The following is a 13,625-nucleotide window of genomic DNA, read 5'->3' on the forward strand; positions in this document are numbered from 1 at the left end:
TAGCGAACCCGACGCGACAGTAGGCCGTCCCACTGAGCACTCTGCGTCGGCTGCAAGCCCCGCACTCGCCGTTTGGCTATGTCGGGACTGACAAGGGGTCGATATCGAAGATGGGGGGCTCGGGTAGCTATTCTGGGACTTCGTCGACACCGTAGATGGCCTGCTCGAGGCTATGATCGAGTCCGGTCGTAAGACCGCCGTCAACGAGGAGTTCAGTTCCGGTGACAAAGGAGGACATATCGGATGCGAGATAGAGCGCCGCATCAGCGACGTCATCTGGTGTGCCAAAACGGTCGAGCGCGTACTGTTCGAGCCACTCGTCACGAACGTCTGACCCGCCGCTGGCTTCCATCTCGCGGCGCCGATTCTCCGTCTCGATAGTTCCTGGGCAGATAACGTTCGACCGGATGCCGTGGCGGCCGTACTGCGTCGCGATGGTCCGCGAAAGAGCGAAGAGCCCGGATTTGGCGGACGAATAGGATGTTAGCCCGATTCCCATGAGAGCGTTCACTGAGGACATATGAACCATGCGTCCACCGCCGCCTGCAGCCATCTCAGGGAGAACAGCCTTCGAACAGAGGAAGGACCCGGTCAGGTTGACATCGATGTTTGTCCGCCATGTCGACTCGTCGATCCGGTGGAGGTTATCGTCACCAGCGAGCGAACCGCCCGCGTTATTGACGAGGATGTCGATGCCACCAAAGCGCTCCGACGTCGCTTCAACCATCGCACCGACGTCGTCACCGTCGCTCACGTCAACGTCGACGAAGACGCCAGTACCACCAGTGTCCTCGATTTGGGCGACAGTATCGGCGCCACCATCGGCATCGATATCCGCTACAACGACGTCCGCACCGGCTTCAGCGAACCGTACCGCGATTGCGCGCCCGATCCCGGACGCAGCGCCGGTGACGATAGCCACGTCATCATCAAGGTCTACGATCATCTATCGTCCTCCACTATGAGGTCGGTTGAATCAGGTGGAGATACGGGTGGCGATAGACGCAGCTGGTGAACTGCTGGGCGGAGCTGGTTCATGCGTACGGCATATACTTCGCTAGACGTGACCATAAAACATGCCGCTACCAGACTGGTGAGTGACGCAGCCGAACACTTTTGGCCTCCGCCGATATACCACCGATAGGATGGAAGAGATAGCAACGCCGGACGCGCCCGCGAGTATCGGACCGTACTCACAGGGAATCATCGACGGTGAGACAATTTATGTCTCCGGGCAGGGACCCGTCGACCCTGAAACAGGGGACATCGTCGGCGAAACACTTACTGAACAGACCGAACGAACCCTTGAGAACGTTGCCGCCGTTCTCGAAGCAGCGGGAGCGTCGCTCGACGACGTGGTCAAGACGACGGTTTTCGTACGCGACATGCGCTACTACGACGATATTAACGAGGTCTACGGCGAATATATGAGTGAGCCATATCCAGCGCGAAGCGCCGTCGAAGTTGATGATCTTCCCATCGACATTGGTGTCGAAATCGAAGTCGTTGCTTCGATGTAGCGGCACGAACATGTAGACGATCCGCGCATCGAATAGTCAATATCATACGCCTCTGGGTGTGGCGGGTCTCCTCAACGATTGTAGATAGTAGCCGAGAAAATACACACGACTTCAGTCATGGGTTGCTGTTACTCACTCGCATTTTCGATCCAGTCGAGTGACTGTTCAGGAAGAAGCCCGTAGTTGTAGAAGGAGACCCGGGGGACGTCGACGGAGCGGAGCGCCACGACCATTGTCTCAAGTGTCTCACCGTCGTGAACGGCCGGTTGGCCTGGTAGGAGACCGACATGGACGGGCACATCCGATGTCAGCGCCTCGACGGTATGATACGCCTCGAGAACGGCGTCCGGCGATGACTCGTACGCCGGGAGGCAGTAGTAATCAACGTGCGTCCCGAGACGCTTGAGATCGACACCACAGAGCCACTCATTTCCGGGTTCGGGCATCCCGACGTAAGACCCGATCGGCGTATCCCCAGCTGCCGACGCAAGATCCGCGTAGAGAGACTCGAGAGTCCGCTCGCGAACAGCGAGATAGTCCGCGACAGCAGGGTGAGCACGGACCCACCGCTCGGGCGAGAGGGTAGATGGCACGTCCCCAGTGATGATCTCGTCGACAGTCGTAGCGACGGTCTCACGAACCGACTTGACGGGAACACCTGCATCAGCTGCGTTCGCACGACAGTGCTCGCAGAAACAGACACCGAAGAGGAACTCACCAAGAGTTCCGAGTTCGGCATGAATCTTCTGGTGATGCCAGCCGAAACCTGTTCCGTAGAAGTAGTCGAACGTCTCCAGTTCGATGCGCTCGAAGATACCACGCGTGGCAAGGTCGTGGACGAGCATACACAGATATTCTTGAACAGCGGGTTGAGACGGACAAAGACCGAAGACCAGGTCGTCTCCATGTGCTGTCTCAAGTGTGACCTCCGGATTCTTCATCCCGAGCCGAGAGTTATGACAGCCGATGGTCCATGAGGAGAGAGAGATGTCGGTCTCAGCAAGTTCTACAGCGATTTCAGCAAGCCAGTCACCAGCCATACCTTCATAGGGAACCGGCTCAAGCAACCCATAGTCTTCCTCTGGCTGGAAATACGCGCTAGAACGCGCGAAGAACGTACGGCGCTTCGGGTTACGTGGCGTGAACGCCTGTACGGTATGATAGTTCGTCGCGAGAGTGATTTCATCAACGCCACATTGCTGGAGGCGAGCAGCGGCGGAATCAACACCTTCATCACGAAGGTCCCATGGGTACGCCCACATTGTGAACTGCATAGACGGCGTAAACTGCGTTATGACTGTACAAATAGCTTCGCTAGAAACCGTCCATCGTGTTTAGTTAAGCGAGTTCCACCAGACGACGAAGGCCTGCGGCCATGTTTTTGCGGTATCTGGATTGGTGTGGCTGAAACTATTGCTAAACGAGGAAGTACGAGAGACGATAGGACGAAAATTTGATATATCGATATATAATTCATAGACTAACAGATGGTTTTGGCCGCGGTAGAGTGTTGTTTAGTTGTCCAGACGTGACGTCAACGCACAACAAAAACTAATATCTCAAATTATATCGCGCTACTCTCATAGAGTCGTACCCTTAGGATTACCAGGCCACCGAGCGAATCGGTTACGACGCTGTTCCTGTAAGAGAACAAGCCACCGTCGTGGCGCCAAAGAACGATGCAGGCGAAGGGTAGTGTGGTGGCACACTATACTTATGGACGTTGCACTCCTCGTCTCTCGTATGAGTGAGTGCGTCGATTCAGAAAGCACGGTTTCGGGGAATCAGGCGAACATCCCTGCCCGCATCCGCCGCGAGCTCGACATTGACGACGGCGACAGGCTCCGCTGGCAGGTCGAAGACAACGGAGCGTTGCGGGTCGAAGTCGTCCAGCAGCGCAACGGAACGTTCAGCGACTTCGACGGTTACGAGGGCGAGGAAGAGACTGACGTGGTAGTTGACCACGACGCTTGGGGCGTCGACGTCGAGTAGATGCCGCGCGCACTCATCGACACGAGCGTGCTCTTCGCGGCCGCATATCGACGCGACAGTCATCACGACGCCGCCCTCCCGATCCTCCGGGGCGTCGATACTGCGGAGCTTCCGGAGGCAGTCGTCCTCGACTACGTGCTCGCCGAGGCGTTGAACGGACTCACGACGCATGCGAGCCACAACGCGGCGACGGATTTCCTCGACCGCATCGAGGAGAACGCCCGCTTCCACCTCGAGTCGTTGTCCAGTGACGCATTCGCGACCGCGAAGGCGCTCTTTCGGCAGTACGAACGCTTCTCGTTCGTCGACGCGTGCATCGTCGCCTACATGCAGACTGAGGGACTCGGCTACCTCTACGCGTTCGACGACGATTTCGACGCCGCTGCCGACGTCTACCGCCTCGACACCGCGACCAACCCCTATCAGCCCGAATAGCCAATGGGGGCAATCTATGCCCGCTTCGACGACCTCGACGATTCTGTCGCAGCCATGACGGAGCGGTACGACTGACTGAAGAGCTTCGGTAACCGCGAGGTCGACTTACCTCGCTTTTCTCTCGTTGCGCGAGACGGAACGGTGTCCGAATAAATGAAACGCGAGAGAAGACGAACCTCCCCACCTATATTTTAGACAATTCTGAAATAGCCAATTCTGAATTAGGCTATTCAAGAGTATTTTAGCGGTCGGGCACGCCGGGTGCCTATGGAGCGTTTCGTGGACCGCGATGAGGAGCTCTCGCGACTGCGTGAGTGCTACGAATCCGATCGGGGGGAACTGGCAGTCATCTATGGTCGGCGCCGTCTCGGTAAGACCCAGCTCGCCCAACATTCACTTCGGGATCGAGACGACGCCGTTGTCTACCAAGGGACCGAGACCACTGCCCAGTTCCAACTCGACGAGTTCATCGACGTCGCCTCGTGGCGCCGTCTGGGAGCGCTTCGTCCGTGGTCTTACCACTCATACGTCCGAATACACGCTCGTCGTCATTATCTTTCCTCGATCAGCCGTTGATTACGGAGAAAACGGCGTGCTCGGTGGTATGGCGTTCTAAGGGCACGATTCTGAGTGGATAGAGCGATACAATCTATTCGCTTAATTTTTGTGGTGCGTTGTTGTCTGGGTCAGACAACCAAACAACACAAAAGATGGGATGGTGGAGCTGGTTTTTGATGAATCATATTTCGATATATAAAATTCGGGGTCCCACGCGCTTCGGTGTCGCCCACGTCACGGGTCGACGCACCCGGGAGACCCTCGCGTAGGCGTTCTGCTACGACACACGTGCGGTGTCGCTCGCGCTACTCGGTCTCTTATCCCGCTCACAGCGCGTGCATTCTCTACCTAGCGTCGCGCGACGAGACCGGTTCGGACGGGCGCAAGATCTCACTCGACGCGTCACTTAGTCGTGATGACGACGTCCACTACGAGGTCAAGGCACTTCGAGTACTTTTCAGCGTCAGAATTGGGCCATCGTCTGATCGTAGGTGCGTTGGAACGCGGCCTCTATTGGGAGTCCGCGGAGGTAGTCGGAGAGCACTTCGACGCCCCACGGGTCGTCGTACCCGATCTCCTGAACGGAGTCGATGAACCCGGAGACGTCGAACGTTCCTTCACCGGGGAGCATGCGCTGGCGTGTCGTCTGGTAGGTGATGCTCTCCCCGGAGTTGTAGCCATCGTTGAGCTCGACGTGCACGAGGTTGTCTCGGTCGATCTGCGTGAGGTCTTCCATCGAGATCTCCATCTTACTGATGTGCCACGTGTCGAGCAGTATACCGCCGTTACTCGGAGCGCCGGTGACCGCGGCGGCCTCGTCGAGGGACGTCACGTTCGGGTCGACAGGCATGATTTCGAGGCCGACACTCGTTCCGTGGCGAGCTGCCTCCTGACAGAGGCGCTCGAAGGCGGTGGCGACCTGCGAACGCGGTGCTTCGAAGCCGCGGATGTTGCCGACCTTGATGTGGTGGGCATCGAGTGCCTCGGCTGCCTGTAAGAGGAGCTGCCATCGTTCCTCCGCCGCTTGGCGCCGCTCGTCACTCTCGTCGAGGAACCACGCCCCGAGGAACTCGAGCTCGATGTAGTCGATACCGTAGTCGTCGAATATCGCGGCGATCTCGGCGAGACTCTTTTCCCGCATGATGTGTTGGAGGTCGGCGTGCCAGAGACCGAACCCCTCGAAGCCGACTTCCGCGGCGAGTTCGACGCGTTCCTCGAGGCTGAACCGACTCCACTCGCGGCCCGGTATCGGTGCAGGGTTCGTGTCCCCGGCGAGCGTCCAGTACGTTCCGTGGAGTTCGATGTCGTCGTGTCGCCCCGTCTGTTCTGCGCGTTCGTCCGCCCTCACTGTTCCACTCCCGACCAATGCTGCGCCGGATCCCACACCCGTCGCTTTCAGGAACGTTCGACGTCCCGTGTACACGTTTCCGTCAGCCATTGATGATTCACCGTATCATTGACCAAATACTATCATAAATTTTCAGGTAGTAGCAAGAATGGGAGCGAGGTGGCGACACCAAGAGAGCGTACGGGGCTAGCTCCGCCGGTAGCTGCCGAGAAGCACTCAGTCGAGGGCGGCGCCGTTGTCGAGTCGATCCCGTATCTCGTCGCCCCGTCCGGTGACCGGGAGGTCGAGGTAGGAGCCGCCGTCGGTCTCGATGGTATGCGTGACGTCGCGCATCAGCGGGAGGAAGTAGACCCCCCGATCAGCGAGTTGACTCGTCATGTCGTCCTGGTTGCGGACGACGAGTCGCAGCTCGTGGCCCTCCTCGATAACGGCTGCCGTAGGCGCCATCGCAATGTCGTACTGCCGGATCTCGCCTGCGTTGACCGGCGTCTGTTCGGTCGTGTGAATCGGCCACCCTCGCATCGACGCATCCTCGTCGAGACCGCTATACGATGCCCGGAGCCATCCCTGACTGACGAGCTGGCGCTCGCCGTCGGGACCGACGTCCACGAGATCGACGATCCAGTTCGTGTCCTCGTCGTCGATGGCCGCTTCGAGATGGAGCGCGATCGGGCCGATGAGCTCGAGTGGCTCGTCCATCGTCTCCGAGAACGTGACGCAAGTGACCTCGGAGTCGTCGAGCGGAAGCGGCTGATACCAGCTCACGTCGCCGCCGTCGGGTTCGTCATTCGATAGACTACCGTCGGCGTGGAGGTGTTTTTCAGTCCACTCAGTCCGCTCGGGCGGCCAGTCGTGCTCGAACGTCCACTTATCGACCCCCATGACGTACGTCTTCACTGCCGGTTCGTCGAGGATCCCGGTCTCTCCGTCACCCAGTAGCTCATCGTTCCAGCGAACCACCTCGTCTTGGTAGTCGACCCACGGTCGCGCGAGTTCGCCCGGCGGGAGGACGATCAGCTTCTTCTCGTCGTCGGGGGTTCCCATGCGCTCCCATGCCTCGAACGCGCTCCAGTAAAGGCGGTGGTGGGCACCGCCGGGGAGGACACCGCCGACGTACGTCGGCATGTCGAGTTCGGAGATGTCGCCGGGCGCACCGTGTGGCTGGAACCACTCGTTGACGAAGAGGTCGAAGGCCATCGGATCCTTCTCCGGATACTGGAACGCTGTGAGGTATTTGGGGTTGTACTTCACGTCCGGATCGCTCGTCACGGTCTCGATGAGGGCATCAAACTCGTCGTCGTCGAGGGCGTCCTTCGTCATCGGCGAGTCGTATTCGTCGAGCGACAGCGGATGCGTGCTGTCGTACATATGTCCACCGTGGAAGATGTTGTAGAGGCTCGTGTCCCGCATCCCCGTGAACGTGTAGTCGCCCGGGAACCAGAACGCGATGGGGAAGAGAGCCTCTAACGCGTCCGGTGGGTCCTGTCCCGCCATCGCTTGGGAGAACGCGAACGAGGACGGTCCGATCATGCCGACCGTCCCGTCACACCACGATCGGTCGGCGATCCATTCGACGAGGTCGGTGATATCCGCAGCGTCGTGGAGGTCGAAGAGGTTCTTCACGGGCCCGCCGCCTGATTCACCGATCCCGCGGGGGTCGGGGACGACGTGAGCGTATCCCTGCTCAACGAGATACGGCGTATCGCCCGCTTCGAGGCTTCCGTCCCAGAACGGTGCTTCCTGGTAGGGCTGGGGATGATCCCGAAGCCAGAACACCGCCTCCTGTGCGTCTTTCCCCCACATACCCCACGCGAGAAGGGCTGGAACGCCGTCGTCGCCAACCTCGGACGGCCGATACGTGTTCACCGCGAGCTCCGCGTCGTCATGGAGCGACACCATCACGTCGCGCTCGATGTCGATACCGGCGTCAAGTCGTGCTTCGTCCGAGCCGGCCTCGACGTCGCTCGGGCCGTCGTAGTCGGTGTCGAGGTCAGTGCTAGGCGGCTCTCCTGCGACGAGTTGTGGGTAGCCATCAAAATACGCGTTCGTGACGTCGCCCAACTCCGCCGCTGCCTCCGGATCGATCTGTGTCGGCCGCGGACGATACTCCTCCGCAATGAACGTTATATCATCCGCATCGTACCGCTTCGGCTCGCCATCGGTCTCGTCCATGTCTCTAACGAACTGTTGTCTATATTAATTGTTTGGGTAGTTCCGAGATAGCCAGAGATGCGACTTCCGGTGGACTGCGTGCGCTTTCGGCCGGCTTTCGACGATATTCGATGTCGACGTGGCCAAATTAGTATGTGTTATATATTATTAATAATTACATAATATGAGATACTATTATAATTCCGCGTGAATACCACCGACGGCACTGTCTAGTTTAGCACCTCCTTGACAGGCGTTCTTCCATCGAGTGATTGATGCGGTCTCTGGTGGTTGTAGTAATGCGCGAACTGTTCAAGCCATTCGCGTGCACTCAACCGACTGCCCACCCACGAGTTATGGAAACGGTCGATACGCATTTTGAGGGTATGGAACCACTGTTCGATAAGGTTCCGGTCGGTATAGTCCACCCGACCGTTCAATCCTACTCGAACGAGGGCAGTCCGATAACCAAACTGATCGACGAGAAACACCGCGTCGGAGAGGTCGTGTTTCTCGCGGAGATCGTGCAGAAACGCAGCCGCCGGATCGGTGCCGTGCCGTCCGAATAACTTGACGTCGAGGATCAGCTTCGTGTCGAGGTCAATTGCAGCGTACAACCAAGACCACTTGCCGTTGATTTTGATAGCGGTTTCGTCAACGGCGACCCGCTTCGGTTGCGCCTCAGGCGGGTCGCCAACGCTATCAGATACGCGATGTACCCACTGAAAGATCGCTTGATGCGAGCGTTCTACGCCGAATAGCCGAAGAATCTCTTTTGGCTCTCGAAGCGAACAATCGGTCGCGTGGAGCCGGACGGCGAACGCCCTGACGGGCGTCGCCGTTCGCTCACGCTCCCAAGCTTCTTCTAAATCTGGTTCTAAGGACTCGCTGAACAGGTCTGCGAGCATCTCTAGACAAGTTACTCAACGACCTGCTCGTTCCTCAAACTGGCTTAACTAGACAGTGCCCTCAAAACGACCCGGCTATCGCGTCCCGTCATCGGTCCGGTGTCGCCTCACCCTTCGACTGACGGCGACCCGACTCGACGCCGCGACGCCGGCCGCGAGCACACCCGACCGGGGGTCGCTTCGTCTTGCCTGCCGTCTGGCGTTGGGTAATACCGAATGATTAATGATTCTTAGATGGTTCTGTACTCGTATGTCGAGCGAGGAACTGCGTGTCAAGTCGGCGGGGACGATGTTCGACGTCGTTGATGCGATCAAAGAGTTGGACGAGCCGACGGTGACGAACATCGCCGAGCACATCGGCGTGCCGAAGAGCACCGCACACGATCACTTGACGACGCTCACGGACCTCGATCTCGCCGTCGCCGACGCCGACGGGTACCGGATCGGTGCCCGGTTCCTCGAATACGGCGGCTACGCGCGCGAGAACATGCCCGTGTTCCGCGTCGCACGACCCGTGGTCAAGCGACTCGCCACCGAGACGGGCGAGCACGCGAACCTCGGTATGGAGGAACACGGCCTCGCGGTCTTCCTGTACAAATCGAAGGGCGAGGACGCGGTCACCATCGACACCCACTCGGGCATGCGCGTCCCCGTGCACACGACGGCGATGGGCAAGGCGATCCTGGCCCATCACTCGCGGGAGTACGTTGAGGCGATCGTCGGCGAGCACGGCCTCCCGCGGATCAACGAGAACACGATCACGGATCGCGAAACGCTCTACGAGGAGTTCGAGCGGATCCGCGAGCGCGGGTACGCGACGGACGACGGCGAGCGCGTCGACGGGATGCGGTGCGTCGCGGCCCCGATCTTCGACGAGAACGACGACGTCTTGGCCGCCGTGAGCGTCTCCGGGCCCGCCAGCCGGATGCACGACGACCGACTGAAGAACGACCTCCCCCAGCGCGTGAAGAGCGCCGCGAACGTCATCGAGGTCAACTTGAAGTATTCGTAGCGGCCCGTGATTCGGTATTACCCGAGTCGAGCGGCGTGGACGAACGCTTTCCGCCGGCGATTTTACGACTATATCTCTGTAATTCCCCGCCCGGTAGCCGGTGCTCGACGCTCCGGTATTACCGAACGCGTGTACCACCCGACTCGTTCGTGCGCGGAGTCGGGGCGGGTCGAGCGACGGCCTACGTCACGCGTCGAAGGAGAAGACCGGCTTGCACGTCTCCGAGGAGAGGAACGCCTCGAAGGCCGCGGCCGGATCGTCCGTCGAGTACGACGTGTCCATGATCGTCGCGGCGTTGACGGCGCCGTCCTCGAGCAAGCGGAGCGCCTGCTCGAAGTTGCGCCACGTCGACCCGTAGGACGTGTTGATGTCGACTTCGCCGCGCACGGAGTCCGCGAGCCCGACTTCGCTGACGCCGTTCGGGATCCCGACCATCACGATCTGCCCGCCCTTTCGGACGTGTTCGACGCCGATCTCGACGCCGGAGTGGTGGCCGGTGGCGTCGAACACGATGTCGAACCCACCGCCCTGGGTGCGTTCCTCGACGACGTCGGACAGCTCCGTCTCCGCGACGTTGACCGTCTCGATGCCGAGCTCTTCGACGAGCGGGAGCCGATACGCGGTGTCCTTCCCGAGCCCGGAGACGACGACGTTCGCGCCGAGCGAATCGGCGATCGCGGCGGTCAGCACGCCGATCGGTCCGGGTCCCTGTACGAGCACGGCATCGCCCGGTTCGAGGGCCGACTGCGTCAGCACCGCGCGCGCCGCGATACTCGTCGGCTCCGTGAGCGCCGCGTCCCGAAGCGGGACGCCCTCGGGGACGCGGTGGAGGTGTTCGGGATCGACCGTCACGTACTCCGTGTACGCGCCGTCGCGGTGCATCCCCGTGATGGAGAAATCCTGGCAGACGTTGGGCTGTCCGTTCTTACACTGGAAGCACTCGCCGCAGTCGTGGATCGGCTCCTCGACGACCTTCTCGCCCGGCTCGACGGTCGTGACGTCCGCGCCGACCGACTCCACGGTCCCGGAGTACTCGTGGCCCATGATCCGGGGGATGGGAATCCAGTGATAGCTCTCGTCGTACTTGTAGGCGTGCGCGTCACTGCCGCAGATCCCGGCCGTGTGAACGCGTACTACCACCTCGTCCGCGTTGGGTGTCGGCACCTTTCGTTCCTGTATCTCTACGTTCTCCGCACCGGTTTGGACGATTGCATCCATTTGTAGCTTCACCGTCGACTGACTGCTTGCCGACGAACTACCTGGCTCTACCTATCCTGGCTATTTATAATTCTGGGTCCGCCCCGAACGCGGCGCCCGCCCATTACGTACATTTATAATAGTCCACCTCATTGCGGCTGATGTATGGTTGCAGGAGACGCGACGCCACTGGAGGCCAGACATGGAAATTACTGAAATCCGGACGACCGACGTCAGCACCGACTCGTGGGGGGAGTTCGTCGAGTTCCCGCTCGTCACGGTGATGAGCGGGTACGAGGAGTACAACAACGCCGACGGCGACAACCCACAGGCGCGACGGAAGTGGATGGGCCCGGTCGGCGACGTCGTCGTCGAAGTCGAGACCGATGCCGGCATCACGGGATATGGCGCCGGGAACTGGGCGACCGGCGCTATCTCCACGATCGTTGAAGAGACGCTGTCAAAGCTCGTCGTCGGTGAGGACCCGGCGGACCGCGAGCGCCTCTGGGACATGATGTATCGCGCCACCATCCCCTTCGGGAGGAAGGGCGCGGCCATCGAAGCCATCAGCGCGGTCGACCTCGCGCTCTGGGACATCGCCGGCAAGGAGGCCGGGAAGCCGGTGTACGAACTCCTCGGCGGGAAGACGAAAGACGAGATCCCCGCGTATGCGAGCAACCTCCATCCTGTCGACTACGAGAAACTCGCATCGGAGGCCCAGCAGTACGCCGAGGCGGGCTTCGAAGCGATGAAGCTCCGTTTCCGGTACGGACCCGAGGCCGGCCGCAAGGGGATGAAGGAGAACGAGGCCATCGTCGAGACGGTGCGCGACGCCGTCGGCGACGAGATCGCGATCGCCGGCGACGCCTACATGGGCTGGTCGGTTCGGTACGCGAAGAAGATGCTCGACCGCCTCGAACCCTACGACATGGAGTGGGTCGAGGAGCCGGTCATCCCCGACGACATCGACGGCTACGCGGAGGTCCGTGAGGCCGCCCCGATGCCCATCTCCGGCGGCGAACACGAGTTCACCCGATGGGGGCACAAGGAACTCCTCGAACGCGACGCCCTCGACATCCTCCAACCCGATGTCCACCGCTGTGGCGGGCTCACCGAGCTGCTGAAGATCGACAGCATGGCGAGCGCGCACGACGTCCCCGTCATCCCGCACTCGGGGACGAACCCGCACCTCCACTTCATCGCGGCGTCGACGAACGCGCCGATGGCGGAGTACTTCCCTATCCCCGAGTGGTACGAGGAGCGGCAGAACGAGGAGAAGGAGTCGACGTATGCCGACGCTATCTACGCGAACCCGCCGAACGCGGAGAACGGCGCCATCCCCGTCCCCGAGGGCCCGGGGACGAACTCCGAGCTGAACCGCGAGGCGCTCGAACACTTCCGCGTCGAGTGACCATGTCCGAGGTATCCTTCGAGTACAACGTCCCCGTGTTCGCCGGTGCGCCCGACGAGGGAGCCACCGAGCCCGTCCATCGGGACACGCCGATGTACGAGTCGCTCGACTGGGAGACGACCGAAGCGGGCATCCTGAAGGCCGAGGAACTCGGCTTCGACGCCGTGTGGGCGCCCGATCACCTGATGCTCGGGCGCGACCACGCGGAGTACGAGTGCTGGACACTCCTCAGCGCCATCGCGGGGCTGACCGACGACGTCCGCATGGGATCGCTCGTCCTCTGCAACGACTATCGCAACCCCGCGCTCGTCGCCAAGATGGCCGCGACGCTCGACGTCGTCTCGGAGGGCCGCCTCGAACTCGGCCTCGGTGCCGGCTGGCACGAACCCGAATACGAGGCCTACGGCTGGGAGTACCGCGACGGCTTCGAGCGCCTGATGCGCCTCGACGAGTCGATTCGCCTCGTGAAGCGTCTATGGGACGACGACGGAAGCGGCGTCAGCTTCGACGGCGAGCGCTATCGGCTCGACGACGCCTACTGCACGCCCGGCCCCGTTCAGGACCCCCACCCGCCCATCCTTGTCGGCGGGCAGGGCGAGCAGGTGACGCTGAAGCTCGTCGCGAAGCATGCGGACGTCTGGAACACTGACGTGTTCAACGGCGACGTCGAGACGCTCGAACACAAGATCGGCGTCATTGAGGACCACTGTGACACCGTCGGGCGCGACCCCGACGAGCTCACGTACTCGTGGGACGGCCACGTCATCTGCACGCGCGACGAGGAGAAACTCGAACGCCTCCTCGACGTGATGCTCCCCATCCAGTTCGAGGAGGAGTACCAGGACCAACCGGACATCACGACGAAGGCGGACGCCCGCGACTACTTCATCATGGGGACGCCGGAGGAGTGCGCCGACGCTATCGAAGCGCGCATTGACGCCGGCGTCACGAAGTTCCAGGGGTGGTTCGTCGACTACCCCGACTTCGAGGGCATGGAGTTGTTCGCCGACGAAGTGATGCCGCAGTTCCAGTAACGCCACCCCCGAGCTCCTCCGCTCGGCCGTTCGCGCGTCGCACCCGACGCCGAGCCACC

Annotated in this window: 12 protein-coding genes and 2 pseudogenes; 7 read left to right on the top strand and 7 right to left on the bottom strand. The window is 60.8% G+C overall.

Annotated features, from left to right (window positions below; genetic code table 11):
* Nucleotides 1–127: 127 nt before the first annotated feature.
* Complete coding sequence (locus tag IEX91_RS14075; protein WP_188879777.1) at nucleotides 128–946, bottom strand: SDR family NAD(P)-dependent oxidoreductase; 819 nt, start codon at nucleotides 944–946, stop codon at nucleotides 128–130.
* A gap of 199 nt (nucleotides 947–1,145) precedes the next feature.
* Here IEX91_RS14075 and IEX91_RS14080 point away from each other — a divergent pair, with 199 nt between their 5' ends.
* Nucleotides 1,146–1,520 (top strand): Rid family detoxifying hydrolase, encoded by a 375-nt coding sequence (locus IEX91_RS14080; protein ID WP_188879778.1) that lies wholly within the window; start codon nucleotides 1,146–1,148, stop codon nucleotides 1,518–1,520.
* A 128-nt stretch (nucleotides 1,521–1,648) separates the two neighbouring features.
* Here IEX91_RS14080 and IEX91_RS14085 read toward each other — a convergent pair whose 3' ends face one another.
* Nucleotides 1,649–2,794 (bottom strand): hypothetical protein, encoded by a 1,146-nt coding sequence (locus IEX91_RS14085; protein ID WP_188879779.1) that lies wholly within the window; start codon nucleotides 2,792–2,794, stop codon nucleotides 1,649–1,651.
* Between the two features lie 60 nt (nucleotides 2,795–2,854).
* A pseudogene (locus IEX91_RS14090) lies at nucleotides 2,855–2,971 on the bottom strand (IS6 family transposase); the annotation flags it as partial.
* Between the two features lie 292 nt (nucleotides 2,972–3,263).
* Between IEX91_RS14090 and IEX91_RS14095 the strand changes: the two are divergent.
* The 3 genes and pseudogenes from IEX91_RS14095 to IEX91_RS14105 all read left to right on the top strand — a co-directional run.
* Complete coding sequence (locus IEX91_RS14095) at nucleotides 3,264–3,512, top strand: AbrB/MazE/SpoVT family DNA-binding domain-containing protein (RefSeq protein ID WP_188879780.1); 249 nt, start codon at nucleotides 3,264–3,266, stop codon at nucleotides 3,510–3,512.
* A complete protein-coding gene (locus tag IEX91_RS14100) occupies nucleotides 3,513–3,947 on the top strand; it encodes a type II toxin-antitoxin system VapC family toxin (protein ID WP_188879781.1) in 435 nt (144 codons plus the stop codon).
* A gap of 267 nt (nucleotides 3,948–4,214) precedes the next feature.
* A pseudogene (locus IEX91_RS14105) lies at nucleotides 4,215–4,430 on the top strand (ATP-binding protein); the annotation flags it as partial.
* Between the two features lie 538 nt (nucleotides 4,431–4,968).
* Here IEX91_RS14105 and IEX91_RS14110 read toward each other — a convergent pair.
* The 3 genes from IEX91_RS14110 to IEX91_RS14120 all read right to left on the bottom strand — a co-directional run bounded on the left by IEX91_RS14110 (nucleotide 4,969) and on the right by IEX91_RS14120 (nucleotide 8,912).
* Entirely contained in the window at nucleotides 4,969–5,853 is an 885-nt protein-coding gene (locus IEX91_RS14110) for a sugar phosphate isomerase/epimerase family protein (protein ID WP_188879782.1), read from the bottom strand.
* 216 nt (nucleotides 5,854–6,069) lie between these two features.
* Complete coding sequence (locus IEX91_RS14115) at nucleotides 6,070–8,025, bottom strand: CocE/NonD family hydrolase (protein ID WP_188879784.1); 1,956 nt, start codon at nucleotides 8,023–8,025, stop codon at nucleotides 6,070–6,072.
* A gap of 209 nt (nucleotides 8,026–8,234) precedes the next feature.
* Nucleotides 8,235–8,912, bottom strand: a complete 678-nt coding sequence (locus IEX91_RS14120; protein ID WP_188879785.1) for an IS6 family transposase — start codon at nucleotides 8,910–8,912, stop codon at nucleotides 8,235–8,237.
* A gap of 250 nt (nucleotides 8,913–9,162) precedes the next feature.
* Between IEX91_RS14120 and IEX91_RS14125 the strand changes: the two genes are divergently transcribed.
* Complete coding sequence (locus IEX91_RS14125) at nucleotides 9,163–9,924, top strand: IclR family transcriptional regulator (RefSeq protein WP_188879786.1); 762 nt, start codon at nucleotides 9,163–9,165, stop codon at nucleotides 9,922–9,924.
* A 186-nt stretch (nucleotides 9,925–10,110) separates the two neighbouring features.
* Here the strand turns inward: IEX91_RS14125 and IEX91_RS14130 are convergent, their stop codons facing one another.
* The gene (locus tag IEX91_RS14130; protein WP_188879788.1) at nucleotides 10,111–11,142 is read right to left on the bottom strand and encodes a zinc-dependent alcohol dehydrogenase; all 1,032 of its coding nucleotides are present in this window, start codon (nucleotides 11,140–11,142) and stop codon (nucleotides 10,111–10,113) included.
* A gap of 181 nt (nucleotides 11,143–11,323) precedes the next feature.
* Here IEX91_RS14130 and IEX91_RS14135 point away from each other — a divergent pair, with 181 nt between their 5' ends.
* Nucleotides 11,324–12,532 carry an enolase C-terminal domain-like protein gene (locus tag IEX91_RS14135; protein ID WP_188879789.1) on the top strand — a complete coding sequence of 403 codons (1,209 nt, stop codon included), beginning with the start codon at nucleotides 11,324–11,326 and terminating at the stop codon, nucleotides 12,530–12,532.
* 2 nt (nucleotides 12,533–12,534) lie between these two features.
* On the top strand, nucleotides 12,535–13,566 hold the full coding sequence (locus tag IEX91_RS14140) for an LLM class flavin-dependent oxidoreductase (protein ID WP_188879791.1): 1,032 nt from the start codon (nucleotides 12,535–12,537) through the stop codon (nucleotides 13,564–13,566).
* Nucleotides 13,567–13,625: the final 59 nt, after the last annotated feature.

Origin of the sequence: Halarchaeum nitratireducens (assembly GCF_014647155.1) — an archaeon.
Taxonomy (GTDB): Archaea; Halobacteriota; Halobacteria; order Halobacteriales; family Halobacteriaceae; genus Halarchaeum; species Halarchaeum nitratireducens.

Coding starts and splice junctions, on each gene's coding strand:
- IEX91_RS14075 (WP_188879777.1), bottom strand. CDS start 946: ATGATCGTAGACCTTGATGATGACGTGGCTATCGTCACCGGCGCTGCG.
- IEX91_RS14080 (WP_188879778.1), top strand. CDS start 1,146: ATGGAAGAGATAGCAACGCCGGACGCGCCCGCGAGTATCGGACCGTAC.
- IEX91_RS14085 (WP_188879779.1), bottom strand. CDS start 2,794: ATGCAGTTCACAATGTGGGCGTACCCATGGGACCTTCGTGATGAAGGT.
- IEX91_RS14095 (WP_188879780.1), top strand. CDS start 3,264: ATGAGTGAGTGCGTCGATTCAGAAAGCACGGTTTCGGGGAATCAGGCG.
- IEX91_RS14100 (WP_188879781.1), top strand. CDS start 3,513: ATGCCGCGCGCACTCATCGACACGAGCGTGCTCTTCGCGGCCGCATAT.
- IEX91_RS14115 (WP_188879784.1), bottom strand. CDS start 8,025: ATGGACGAGACCGATGGCGAGCCGAAGCGGTACGATGCGGATGATATA.
- IEX91_RS14120 (WP_188879785.1), bottom strand. CDS start 8,912: ATGCTCGCAGACCTGTTCAGCGAGTCCTTAGAACCAGATTTAGAAGAA.
- IEX91_RS14125 (WP_188879786.1), top strand. CDS start 9,163: ATGTCGAGCGAGGAACTGCGTGTCAAGTCGGCGGGGACGATGTTCGAC.
- IEX91_RS14130 (WP_188879788.1), bottom strand. CDS start 11,142: ATGGATGCAATCGTCCAAACCGGTGCGGAGAACGTAGAGATACAGGAA.
- IEX91_RS14135 (WP_188879789.1), top strand. CDS start 11,324: ATGGAAATTACTGAAATCCGGACGACCGACGTCAGCACCGACTCGTGG.
- IEX91_RS14140 (WP_188879791.1), top strand. CDS start 12,535: ATGTCCGAGGTATCCTTCGAGTACAACGTCCCCGTGTTCGCCGGTGCG.